Here is an 11,075-nt window from a genome sequence, read left to right as displayed (position 1 = left end):
GCGTGGCCCTTCGCCGGCCGCAGCACGACCCGGTTGCCCCGCTGGACCGCCGGACCGCCCTCCACCACCCGCTCGCGCAGATGGACCAGCACCTCGGGGATGTCGATGGCGACCGGGCACACCTCGTAGCAGGCCCCGCACAGGCTCGACGCGTACGGCAGCGAGGCGTCGATCTCGCTGCCCGTGCCGCGCAGTTGCGGGCTGAGGATGGCGCCGATGGGCCCCGGGTAGACCGAGCCGTAGGCGTGGCCGCCGGCCCGCTCGTAGACGGGGCAGACGTTGAGGCAGGCCGAGCAGCGGATGCAGCGCAGGGCCTGCCGGCCGACCTGGTCGGCGAGCGTGTCGGTGCGCCCGTTGTCGAGCAGCACCAGATGGAAGGCGCGCGGACCGTCCCCGTCCGAGGTGCCGGTCCACATGCTGGTGTACGGGTTCATGCGCTCGGCGGTGGAGGAGCGGGGGAGCGTCTGCAGGAAGACCTCCAGATCGCGCCAGGTGGGCACGGTCTTCTCGATGCCGACCACCGAGATCAGGGTCTCCGGGAGGGTCAGGCACATCCGCCCGTTGCCCTCGGACTCCACGACCACCAGGGTCCCGGTCTCGGCGACCATGAAGTTGGCGCCGGAGATGCCGACCTTGGCCCGCAGGAACTTCTCCCGCAGGTGCAGCCGGGCCGCCTCGGCGAGCTCCGCGGGCGTGTCGGTCAGGCCCTCGGGGGCCGGGCGGCCCCACGCGGCCATCTCGCGCGCGAAGATGTCCCGGATCTCGCCCCGGTTGCGGTGGATGGCGGGCACGAGGATGTGCGAGGGCCGGTCCCTGCCCAACTGCACGATCAGCTCGGCGAGATCGGTCTCGTAGGCGCGGATGCCCTCGGCCTCGAGCGCCTCGTTGAGGCCGATCTCCTGCGTGGCCATCGACTTGACCTTGACGACCTCCGACTCGCCGGTCTCCTTCACCAGCCGGGCCACGATCCGGTTGGCCTCTGCGGCGTCGGCGGCCCAGTGGACGGTGCCGCCCGCGGCCGTGACGGACTCCTCCAACTGGACCAGGTACCGGTCGAGATGGCGCAGCGTGTGGTCCTTGATCCGGCGGCCCGCCTCGCGCAGCTCGGCCCAGTCGGACAGCTCGGCCACCGCCCTGGCCCGCTTGGCCCGGATGGTGTGCGTGGCGTACCGCAGATTGGCGCGCAGCGTCGGGTTGCCGACCGCGTCGCGCGCCGCCTTGGGAAAGGCGGGCATGCCGACGAACGTTCCGCTCATGCCGCCGTCTCCTCCTCCGTGCTCGCCAGGATCTCCGCGATGTGCACGGGGCGCATGCCCACCCCGAGGCGGGTCATGGTGCCGCCGATGTGCATCAGGCAGGAGTTGTCGGCGGCGCACAGCACCTCGGCGCCGGTCGCCTCGGCGCTTCGCACCTTGTCCGCGCCCATCGCCGCCGACACGTCGGCGTTCTTCACCGCGAAGGTCCCGCCGAACCCGCAGCACTCCTGAGCGCCCGGCAGCTCCACCAGCTCCAGCCCCTTGACGGCCTGCAGCAGCCGGCGCGGCCGGTCGCCGAGGCCCAGCCCGCGCAGCCCGTGGCAGGACGGATGGTAGGTGACCGTGTGCGGGTAGTAGGCGCCCACGTCCGTCACCCCCAGCACGTCCACCAGGAACTCCGTCAGCTCGTACGTCTTCGGGGCCACCGGCGCCAGCGCCCGGGCGAGCCCGTCGCCCCGCCCCTCGGCGCGGGCCCGCTCGCCCATCCGGGGGTACAGCTCGCGCACCATCGCCCCGCAGGACCCCGAGGGCGTCACGATCGCCTCGTACTCCCCGAAGACTTCGCAGAAGTGCCGGGCCAGCGGCTCGGCCTCGTGCCGGTAGCCGGTGTTGTAGTGGGCCTGCCCGCAACACGTCTGCGCCATCGGGAAGTCGACCTCGACGCCCAGTCTGGTCAGCAGGTTCACCACGGCGCGGCCGGTGTCCGGATAGAGCGTGTCGTTGACGCAGGTCAGGAACAGGGCGACACGCATCGCGGCTCCTTCGGAGGGTGTCGTCGGACCAGTTGCAGCGTAGTCGGCGCCCGCCGCCGCGGGGAGAGCACCGGTCACCGACCGGCGAGCCGCGCCTCGGCCTCCCGCCGGCGCGCGGTGCCGCCGCGCGGCGTGTATGAGGCCGCTCACGGAGGTCTTCCACCCGCCGTGAGCGCCGCCGCGGCCGGCCCGCGCTCGATCGGCATCGCCCCGCCGGCGTGACGGTAACGTGAAGGCCGTCCCGCCGCCCCCCGTTTCCTGGAGGTCCGACAACCGATGGCCCGGTCGGTGGGTGTCAAGGACGTCGCCCGCGCCGCCGGCGTGTCGGTCGGCACGGTGTCCAACGTCATCAACCGCCCGGACACCGTCGCGCGCGAGACCCGGGCGCGGGTGCTGTCCGCCATCGACCGGCTCGGCTATGTCCGCAGCGAGTCCGCCCGCCAGCTGCGGGCGGGCCGGAGCCGGATCATGGGCCTGCTCGTCCTCGACATGGGCAACCCCTTCTTCGTGGACGTGGCGCGCGGCGCCGAGCGGGCGGCCCGGGACGCGGGGCTCGGCGTGATGGTCTGCAACAGTGCGCAGAACGCCGGTGAGGAGGCCGAGTACCTGGTGCTGTTCGCCGAGCAGCGGGTGCGGGGCGTGCTGCTCACCCCGGCGGACGCCACCGGCCGCAACATCGAGGCCTTCCGCCGGCACGGCATCCCGTTCGTGCTGGTGGACCGGGTCGCCGAGGGCGCCACCGAGTGCTCGGTCGGCGTCGACGACGTGACGGGCGGCGCGCTCGCCGTGCGGCACCTGGTGGACGCGGGCCACCGCTCCCTGGCCTACGTCAGCGGCCCGCCCGGACTGAACCAGGTCCGCGACCGCCGCACCGGCGCCCTGAACGCGCTCGCCGAGGCGGGCCTCGGCCCGGACGCCCTGCGCGAACTGCCCACCGAACGCCTCGACGTGGCCGCAGGCCGGGACGCGGGCGCCCGGCTGCTCGGCCTCGCCGACCGCCCCACCGCCGTCTTCTGCGCCAACGACCTGCTCGCCCTCGGCGTCCTGCAGGCCCTGTACGCGGCCGGCGTCACCGTCCCGGACGACCTCGCGATCGTCGGCTACGACGACATCGAGTTCGCCGCCGCGGCGGCCGTACCGCTGACCTCGGTGCGGCAGCCCGCCGTCACCATGGGCGCCCTCGCCGCCGAACTGCTGCTGGAGGAGACCGAGGAGGGCGAGGGCAGGCCCGCGCACGAGCACCGCCGGGTGGTGCTCCAGCCGGAGCTGGTGGTGCGCCGCTCCAGCCTGGCGGCACGCTGACCGGAAGTTCTCCAGCCTGGCGGCACGCTGACCGGAAATTCAGTAACAATCCATGATCCCGGGGCTCGGCCCGCGCCCGGTGATGTGCTGAACTGGGGTGTCCGTCCCAGTCGTCCCGGGAGACCCGTTGAGCCTCAGCAGCTATCGCCAGCCCGGCGTCGTCCTCACCGACCGCCACTTCACCGTGCCCCTCGACCACGCCGGCCCGGGCGGCGAGACCATCGAGCTGTACGCGCGTGAGGTGGTCGCGAGCGACAAGGCGGGGCAGGAGCTGCCCTGGCTGCTGTACCTGCAGGGCGGTCCCGGCTTCGGGGCGAATCGTTTCGTCGGGCGTCAGGCCTGGCTCGACCGGGCCCTGAAGGAGTACCGCGTGCTGCTGCTCGACCAGCGCGGCACCGGCCGCTCCACGCCCGCCACCCGGCAGACGCTCCCGCTGCGCGGCGGCCCCGCCGAACAGGCCGACTACCTCACCCGCTTCCGCGCCGACTCCATCGTCCGCGACTGCGAGGCCATCCGCCCCGAGGTCACCGGCGGCGCCCCGTGGACCGTGCTCGGGCAGAGCTTCGGCGGCTTCTGCACGGTGTCGTACCTCTCCCTGGCCCCCGAGGGCCTGGCCGCGGCGGTGATCACCGGCGGCCTGCCCTCCCTCGACGCCCACGCCGAGGACGTCTACCGGGCCGCCTACCCGCGCGTCGAGCGCAAGGTCACCGCGCACTACGCCCGCTACCCGCAGGACGTGGAGCGGGCCCGCCGGATCGCCGACCACCTCCTCACCCACGACGTGGTCCTCCCGAACGGTTACCGCCTCACCGTCGACGCCTTCCAGTCCCTGGGCCTGATGCTCGGCACGAGCGACGGCAGCCACCGCCTGCACCACCTGCTGGAGGACGCCTTCGTGCGCACCCCGGGCGGCCTCGACCTGGCGGACTCCTTCCAGGAGCAGGCCCAGGCCCTGCTGTCGTACGCGGGCCACCCCCTCTACGCCCTCGTCCACGAGACGATCTACGGCCAGGACGCCCGCCCCACCGCCTGGGCCGCCGAACGCGTGCGCGCCGAGTTCCCGCAGTTCGACGCGGCCAAGGCGCTCGCGGGCGACGCACCGGTCCTCTTCACCGGCGAGAGCGTCCACCCCTGGATGTTCGACACCGACCCGGCGCTGCGCCCGCTGCGCGAGACGGCCGAGCTGCTCGCGGCCCGCACCGACTGGCGCCCGCTGTACGACCCCGACCGCCTCGCGGGCAACGAGGTCCCGGTCGCGGCGGCCGTCTACCACGACGACATGTACGTCGACACCGCCCACTCCCTGCGCACGGCCAGGGCCGTGCGCGGCCTGCGCACCTGGGTCACCGACGAGTACGAGCACGACGGGCTGCGCACGGGCGCGCCCCGGGTACTGGACCGGCTGCTCGCGATGACCCGCGACGAGGTGTGACGCGACGCCCGCGCCCCGTGCCCCGGCACGGCCGGGGACGGGGCGCGGTGGTCCGGGCGCCGGTGGGCGCCCGTGCCCGTGCGTCAGGCGGCGAGTGTGTGGCCGTCGGGGTGCAGGACGACCTTGGTGTAGCCCTCGATCCGCTTGTCGAACTTCTGGTACGCCTGCGGCGCGTCGCTCAGCGGCAGCTCGTGGGAGACCACGAAGCTGGGCTTGGCGCGCCCGGAGATGATCAGGTCGCGCAGCTGGCGGTTGTACCGCTTGACGTTGGTCTGGCCGGTACCCATCTGCTGACCCTTTTCGAACATCCGGCCGATGGAGACCAGCAGCTGTCCGTGCTTGGCGTGCTCGTCGGGTGCGCCCGGGTCGGAGGGCACGTACAGGCCCGGCACACCGAGCTTGCCGGTGGGCCGTACCGTCTCCACGAGCGTGTTGAGGACCACGGCGGGCTCCTCGTGGCTCGTGTCCTGATGGGACTGCGCCTGGTAGCCGACGGCGTCCACACCCTTGTCGGTGCCCTCGCCGTTCGTCTGTTCCTTGATCTGCTCGGCCGGGTCGCCCTTGGTGAAGTCGATCGGGATGGCCCCGATCTGCTCCGCCTTGGCGAGCCGCTCGGGCACCCGGTCCACCGAGAACACCTTGGCCGCGCCGCGCAGCAGCGCCGAGTAGGCGGCCATCAGGCCCACCGGTCCGGCGCCGAAGACGGCCACGGACTCCCCGGGCGAGACCCCGGCGAGTTCACAGCCGTGGTACCCGGTCGGGAAGATGTCCGCCAGCAGCACGAAGTCGGTCTCGTGCTCCTCCCCGGGCGGCAGCTTCAGGCAGTTGAAGTCGGCGTAGGGCACGCGCACGCGCTCCGCCTGGCCCCCGAGGTAGGGACCCATCGCCACGTATCCGTAGGCTCCGCCGGCGAAGCCGGGGTTGACCGTCAGGCAGAATCCGGTATTCCCCGCGAGGCAGTTCTTGCAGAACCCGCACGCGACGTTGAACGGCATCACGACCCGGTCGCCCTCGGACAGGGAGGTCACGCCGCTGCCGACCTCCTCGATGATGCCGAGGTTCTCGTGCCCGAAGACGATGCCCGGCTCCGCGGCCGTGCGGCCCTCGTACATGTGCAGGTCCGAGCCGCAGATCGCGGACGACGTGACCCGCACGATCACATCGTTGGGGTGCTGGATGTGCGGATCCTCCACGTCCTTCACCGTGACGGAAAAGGGCTTCTCATAGACGACGGCTTTCACCTTGGTCACCTCCGCGTCGAACGCTGGATGACGGCGGCGAGGGGGGCGCCGATGGAGGGGAGCACGACAAGGGCGTGGGCCGCCGGGCCCTGCCGTGGGCCCCGATGCGCGCTGCACCGCCGCTACTTCCAGGTAACGCCCGCTGGGCAGGGGCCGCAACTGCCCGATTTCTACGGACGCGTCCTCAGTAGGCTGTGCGCATGCCAGATCAGAAAGCGGGCCTTCCGGAGCTGCGCGGGGACTGCGCCCGCTGCTTCGGGCTCTGCTGTGTCGCCCTGCCCTTCGCCGCCTCCGCCGATTTCGCACTCGACAAGCCCGCGGGCAGGCCGTGCCCGAACCTCGGCGCGGACCACCGCTGCGGCATCCACGCCGAGCTGCGGGCGAAGGGCTTTTCCGGCTGCACGGTCTACGACTGCTTCGGCGCCGGCCAGCAGGTCTCGCAGGTCACCTTCGGCGGGCGGGACTGGCGCACGGCGCCGAAGGAACGCGCCCGCCGGATGTTCGACGTGTTCCCCGTCGTACGGCACCTGCACGAGCTGCTGTGGTATCTCACGGAGGCGCTCGGGCTCCCCGCCGCCCGGCCCGTCCACGGGGAGCTGCGGCAGGCGCTGGAACAGACCGAGGCGCTGACCGGGCAGAGCGCCGAGGAGCTGGCCGCGCTGGACGTGGCCGCACACCGGCAGCGGGTCAACGTGCTCCTGCTGCGCACCAGCGAGCTGGTCCGGGCCGGGGTGCCCGGCCGGAAGGGCGGCAGGGGCAAGGGCAGGGACCGGCGGGGCGCGGACCTGATCGGCGCCCGGCTGCGCCGGGCCGACCTGCGCGGGGCGAGCCTGCGCGGCGCCCGTCTCATCGCGGCCGACCTCACCGGCGCGGATCTGCGTGACGCGGACATGATCGGCGCCGACCTGCGCGACGCCGACCTGACCGACGCGGACCTCAGCGGCGCCTTCTTCCTCACCCAGCCCCAGCTGAACGCGGCCCGCGGCAGCGCCGGCACCCGGCTGCCGCGGTCAGTCGCCCGGCCGGTGCACTGGACAGCGGCCGGCTGAGCCGAGGCCGTCGTCCGGGACGGTCACCGGGGCGGCACCGGCGTCCGGGGCCGGCGCGGGCCGTCGTTCCAGGCGCAGCCGGAGCCCGTGCGGCATCACGGTCAGGCGCTCGGTGACGGTCAGGCGGTAGTCGGGATCGGCGCGCAGGTCGTAGCGGCGCAGGAGCAGGCCGAGGACGAGGGTGGCCTCGTGCAGGGCGAACTGGCGCCCGATGCAGGCCCGCGCGCCGGTGCCGAACGGCTTGAAGGTGTGCGGGGGCCGCGCTCGTACGGCCCCGGCCTCGAACCGGTCCGGGTCGAACCGCTCGGCGTCCTCGCCCCACACCTGAGGGTCGCGGTGCAGCAGCGGCGTGAGGACGAGCGCCCAGGCCCCCCGGCGCATCGGGTGGTCGCCGGCGAGGACCGTGTCGTGCCGGGCCTCGCGGGCGAAGGCGGGCGCGGTCGGCCACAGCCGCAGGGACTCGTCGAGGACCCGGCGCACGTAGCGCAGCTTGGCGACCTGGTCGTAGCCGGGCCGCGCGGCGAGGCCCCAGACGCGGTCCACCTCGGCGCGTGCCCGCGCGGCGACCTCCGGGTGGCGGGCGAGGTAGTACAGGGCGAAGGACAGGGCGCCGGACGTGGTTTCGTGGCCCGCCACCAGGAACGTGATCACCTGCCTGCGGACGTTCTGCGCGGACAGCTTCTCGCCGGTCTCCGGGTGCGCCGTGGCCAGCATGCGGTCCAGCAGGTCGCCCTCCCCGCCGCCGGACAGGCGCCGGGCCGCGACCAGGTCGTCGACCGTGCGGTCGAGGTACGCCCGGTCCGCCGCGTTGCGCCGGGCGGCGGCGCGCAGCAGCAGCGGGGCCAGCGGCCCGGGCACGCTGTTCAGCCGCTGCGCGTAGGTGAGTGTGCCGACCATCGCCGTGACGAAGGGATGCGGCCGGTCCCGCTCGAAGGAGCCGAAGTCGTGCCCGAAGCCGGTGCGCGCGATCGTCTCCAGGGTCAGCCTGGTCATGTCCCCGGGCACGTCCACCGTGCGGCCGGCCGCCCGTTCCCGGTCCCAGTGGTCGGTCAGCCGGCCGGCGACCGCGAGCATCATCGGGTGGTAGCCCTCCATGGCCTCCCGGCCGAACCCGGGGGCGAGGATGTCGTGCGCGAGCTGCCAGTTGGGCTCGTGGTTGTAGGCGGTGAACAGCCCGTCCCCGGCGACCGGCCGGAGGTTGGCCACGCCGAGCCCGACGTGCTTGGCGAACCGCGACTCGTCGGCGAGGTCGGCGGCCAGCCGCGCCCCCCACACGAAGACGAACTCCTTGCCGAAGGCCCGGCGCCGGAAGATCGGGCCCAGGTCGCGCCCGAGGCGCATGGAGTCCTGCAGCGGCGTGCGGCGGTTCACGCCGAGCACGTCGCCGAGCAGCGGCACCCGGTGCGGGGGATGCGGGATGCGGTGCAGCTCGGGCCAGCCCTGCTCGGCGCTGCGGAAGCCCTTGGGCAGTCCCGTCCGCGTCGTTGTGGTCTCCGCCATGACGCCGATCTCCCTTGATCCAGCGGACCGTTCAGCCCGTCGCGGGCGCATGTTGTACGTGGATTCAATAACGTCGCCAGTGTGGGCCGCTTGTTGAACTCGCGTCAAGTAGAGTGACGCCATGCCCGCGAACCAGGGGGAGCGCGCCCGGCGCAGACTCAGCACCGCGGAACGTCGCGAGCAGCTGCTGGCGGTCGGCGCGCGGCTGTTCTCGGAGAGCCCCTATGACGACGTGTGGATCGAGCAGGTCGCCGAGATCGCCGGGGTCTCCCGCGGACTGCTGTACCACTACTTCCCGACCAAGCGGGACTTCTTCGCCGCCGTCGTGGAGCGGGAGAGCGAGCGCATGCTGCGCATGACGGCGGCCGTGCCCGGCGTGCCGGTGCGCGAGCAGCTCGCCGCCGGCCTCGACGCCTACCTCCGCCACGTCGAGGCCCACGCGCACGGCTTCCGCGCCTTCCACCGTGCCGACGCGGCCGGTGACCAGGCCGTGCGCCGCGTCTACCGGCGGGCCCTCGCGGCCCAGGAGAAGCAGATCCTGGCCGCGCTCGAAGCCGATCCCGAGTTCGGGCCGGGCGTCGAGGGCGCCCCGCAGGTGCGCCTCGCCGTGCGCGGCTGGCTCGCCTTCACCACCGCCGTCTGCCTGGAGTGGCTGCGCGACGGCGAGTTGACCCGGGAGCAGGTGCGCGACCTGTGTGCGCGAGCCCTGCTGGGCGTGCTCGCCTGACGCACCGCGGGCTGGCCCTGCGCATCGAACGCGTCCGCGCCCACGGCGACGTACGACTGCCCTTCCACGCACCCGCCGACGACGTCGCCCAACTCACCGAGCGCCTGCACGCCCTGCCGGCCAGGGCGAGCGCCGCCGCCTGCCCCCGGGCGCTACAGCGGCAGCGCGCAGACGGCGACGGGTGACGCGAACGGCTCGCCCGCCCGGCGCAGTTCGCCGTGCTCCGTGTCGACGTGGAAGACGGTGACCGTGCCGGAGCGCTGGTTCGCCGCGAACAGCAGCCGGCCGTCCGGCGAGAACGCGATCTGCCGGGGGAAGTCCCCGCCCACCGGCACCGTGCCGAGCAGCCGCAGCCGGGCCCCGTCGGCCTCGACGGCGTACCGGGCCAGGCTGTTGTGGCCGCGGTTGGCGAGGAAGGCATGGGCGCCGTCCGCCGTGACCAGGATCTGCGCCGGGTAGTTGGTGACCCCCATGGAGCCCGTGGACTGCGGCTCGCCGATCCTCAGGCGGCCGGTGGCCGGGTGGTAGGCGCACACGGTGACGGTGTCGTCCACCTCGTTCGCCAGATAGGCGTACCGGCCGCCCGGGTGGAAGGCCAGATGGCGGGGCCCCGCCCCCGGACGCGTGTGCGCCTGTGCCGTCGGGGTGAGGGTGCCCCTCGACAGGTCCAGGCGGTAGGTGTAGACCGTGTCGGTGCCGAGGTCGACGGCGAGGACGTGGCCGCCGTCCGGCCCGGTGACGAACTGGTGGGCGTGCGGCCCCTCCTGACCCGGTCCGGGGGCCGGGGAGGTGTGCGTGACCAGATCGGTGCGCTCGCCCAGGGCTCCCGAGGCGTCGATCGCGTGCACGGCCACGCTGCCCGACCCGTAGTCGGCGCTCAGCAGCCAGCGCCCGCCGGGGTGCACCGACAGGTGGCAGGGGCCCGCGCCGCCGGTGCCCCGGGTGCCGAGGATGCGCCGGTCGGCGAGGCGCACGGCCGTCACGCCGCCGTCCGGGCGCTCGTCCACCGCGTACAGCGTCCGCCCGTTTGGGTGCACGGCGAGATACGACGGGTCCGGGACCCCGGTCAGCGTGCCGGAGGCGGTGATGCCGCCCGTCTCCGGGTCGTACGAGGCCAGCCCGATGCCGCTGCCACCGCCCTCGACCGAGGTGTAGGTGCCCACGTACAGCGGGCGGGGCCCTGAGGACGGGCCGGAGACCGGGGTCCGGCGGCCGGCCGGAGCGGTGTCCGCCGGCGGGGCCGCCGGGGAGGGCACCACCACCACGGCCGCCGTGCCCGCGACCGCCCCGACGAACCGGCGCCTGCTCCAGCCGGCGCCCTTCGCCGCTGCCTCCGTGTCCATCCCGCACCTCAGGTCGTCGGATCGCCCCGGTCGGGAGCCACCTTGTCCGCTACCGGACACCAGGGGCAAGCCCGGCACCACGTGTCGCGGGTGACGCAACGGCAACGGCGGTCACCACCCTCACCACTCCCCGTCCTCCACCGGCTGGCCCGGCGCGTCCTTCAGCGGCGTCACCTGGCCCGCGGACGGTGCCTGCCACGGGTCCAGGTCGTCCCCGAGCCAGTCGCCGACCGGCTTGACCGCGTCCAGGGGGCCGGCCGGGGCGAGGTCCTCGGCACCGGCGTCGTAGTAGTCGTACCAGGGCAGTCCCGCGCGGGTGTACGCCGCCCGGTCCACCGGGGACGGCGGGGGCTCCTCGCCCGTGATCCGGCGCCACTGCGGAGGCGTCACCAGGTGCACGAACACCCGGCCGGCCGGCTCCCCGGACCAGTCCGTGAGCGGCCGCTCGTCCTTGTAGACCTCCTGCCGCAGGG

General features: G+C 73.9%; 9 protein-coding genes and 2 pseudogenes. 5 read left to right on the top strand and 6 right to left on the bottom strand.

Translation table 11 applies throughout. The features are described 5' to 3' along the window. Together ACLU3S_RS32620 and ACLU3S_RS32615 are read right to left on the bottom strand one after the other, a co-directional pair. The coding region (locus tag ACLU3S_RS32620; RefSeq protein ID WP_413955587.1) for a lactate utilization protein B at positions 1 to 1,256 on the bottom strand (1,256 nt) is incomplete at its 3' end. Further along, entirely contained in the window at positions 1,253 to 2,008 is a 756-nt protein-coding gene (locus tag ACLU3S_RS32615) for a (Fe-S)-binding protein (protein WP_413955586.1), read from the bottom strand. The genes ACLU3S_RS32620 and ACLU3S_RS32615, both read right to left, overlap by 4 nt. A 276-nt stretch (positions 2,009 to 2,284) precedes the next feature. Here ACLU3S_RS32615 and ACLU3S_RS32610 point away from each other — a divergent pair, with 276 nt between their 5' ends. Further along, positions 2,285 to 3,310: a LacI family DNA-binding transcriptional regulator gene (locus ACLU3S_RS32610; protein WP_413955585.1), complete on the top strand. Its 1,026-nt coding sequence runs from the start codon at positions 2,285 to 2,287 to the stop codon at positions 3,308 to 3,310. 127 nt (positions 3,311 to 3,437) lie between these two features. Next, entirely contained in the window at positions 3,438 to 4,742 is a 1,305-nt protein-coding gene (locus ACLU3S_RS32605; protein ID WP_413955584.1) for an alpha/beta fold hydrolase, read from the top strand. 83 nt (positions 4,743 to 4,825) lie between these two features. Here the strand turns inward: ACLU3S_RS32605 and ACLU3S_RS32600 are convergent, their stop codons facing one another. Continuing rightward, positions 4,826 to 5,983: a glutathione-independent formaldehyde dehydrogenase gene (locus ACLU3S_RS32600; RefSeq protein ID WP_413955588.1), complete on the bottom strand. Its 1,158-nt coding sequence runs from the start codon at positions 5,981 to 5,983 to the stop codon at positions 4,826 to 4,828. 200 nt (positions 5,984 to 6,183) lie between these two features. On the opposite strand from ACLU3S_RS32600, the gene ACLU3S_RS32595 reads away from it, so the two are divergent. Beyond that, a complete protein-coding gene (locus tag ACLU3S_RS32595) occupies positions 6,184 to 7,032 on the top strand; it encodes a pentapeptide repeat-containing protein (RefSeq protein ID WP_413955583.1) in 849 nt (282 codons plus the stop codon). Here the strand turns inward: ACLU3S_RS32595 and ACLU3S_RS32590 are convergent. Next, on the bottom strand, positions 6,994 to 8,532 hold the full coding sequence (locus ACLU3S_RS32590) for a cytochrome P450 (protein WP_413955582.1): 1,539 nt from the start codon (positions 8,530 to 8,532) through the stop codon (positions 6,994 to 6,996). The two genes, ACLU3S_RS32595 and ACLU3S_RS32590, sit on opposite strands and share 39 nt — an antisense overlap. 121 nt (positions 8,533 to 8,653) lie before the next feature. Here ACLU3S_RS32590 and ACLU3S_RS32585 point away from each other — a divergent pair, with 121 nt between their 5' ends. Both ACLU3S_RS32585 and ACLU3S_RS32580 read left to right on the top strand, forming a co-directional pair. Next, entirely contained in the window at positions 8,654 to 9,259 is a 606-nt protein-coding gene (locus tag ACLU3S_RS32585) for a TetR/AcrR family transcriptional regulator (RefSeq protein ID WP_413955581.1), read from the top strand. Positions 9,260 to 9,267: 8 nt separating this feature from the next. Further along, positions 9,268 to 9,444: pseudogene (locus tag ACLU3S_RS32580) on the top strand (DUF2470 domain-containing protein); the annotation flags it as partial. Here ACLU3S_RS32580 and ACLU3S_RS32575 read toward each other — a convergent pair. Further along, on the bottom strand, positions 9,412 to 10,602 hold the full coding sequence (locus tag ACLU3S_RS32575) for a lactonase family protein (protein ID WP_413955580.1): 1,191 nt from the start codon (positions 10,600 to 10,602) through the stop codon (positions 9,412 to 9,414). The pseudogene ACLU3S_RS32580 and the gene ACLU3S_RS32575 overlap by 33 nt on opposite strands. 120 nt (positions 10,603 to 10,722) lie before the next feature. After that, a pseudogene (locus tag ACLU3S_RS32570) lies at positions 10,723 to 11,075 on the bottom strand (hypothetical protein); the annotation flags it as partial.

The organism is Streptomyces sp. AF1A, assembly GCF_047340315.1.
Lineage (GTDB): Bacteria > Actinomycetota > Actinomycetes > Streptomycetales > Streptomycetaceae > Streptomyces.
This window is presented reverse-complemented; position numbering and strand designations above follow the sequence as displayed.

Coding starts and splice junctions, on each gene's coding strand:
- ACLU3S_RS32590 (WP_413955582.1), bottom strand. CDS start 8,532: ATGGCGGAGACCACAACGACGCGGACGGGACTGCCCAAGGGCTTCCGC.
- ACLU3S_RS32585 (WP_413955581.1), top strand. CDS start 8,654: ATGCCCGCGAACCAGGGGGAGCGCGCCCGGCGCAGACTCAGCACCGCG.
- ACLU3S_RS32610 (WP_413955585.1), top strand. CDS start 2,285: ATGGCCCGGTCGGTGGGTGTCAAGGACGTCGCCCGCGCCGCCGGCGTG.
- ACLU3S_RS32595 (WP_413955583.1), top strand. CDS start 6,184: ATGCCAGATCAGAAAGCGGGCCTTCCGGAGCTGCGCGGGGACTGCGCC.
- ACLU3S_RS32615 (WP_413955586.1), bottom strand. CDS start 2,008: ATGCGTGTCGCCCTGTTCCTGACCTGCGTCAACGACACGCTCTATCCG.
- ACLU3S_RS32575 (WP_413955580.1), bottom strand. CDS start 10,602: ATGGACACGGAGGCAGCGGCGAAGGGCGCCGGCTGGAGCAGGCGCCGG.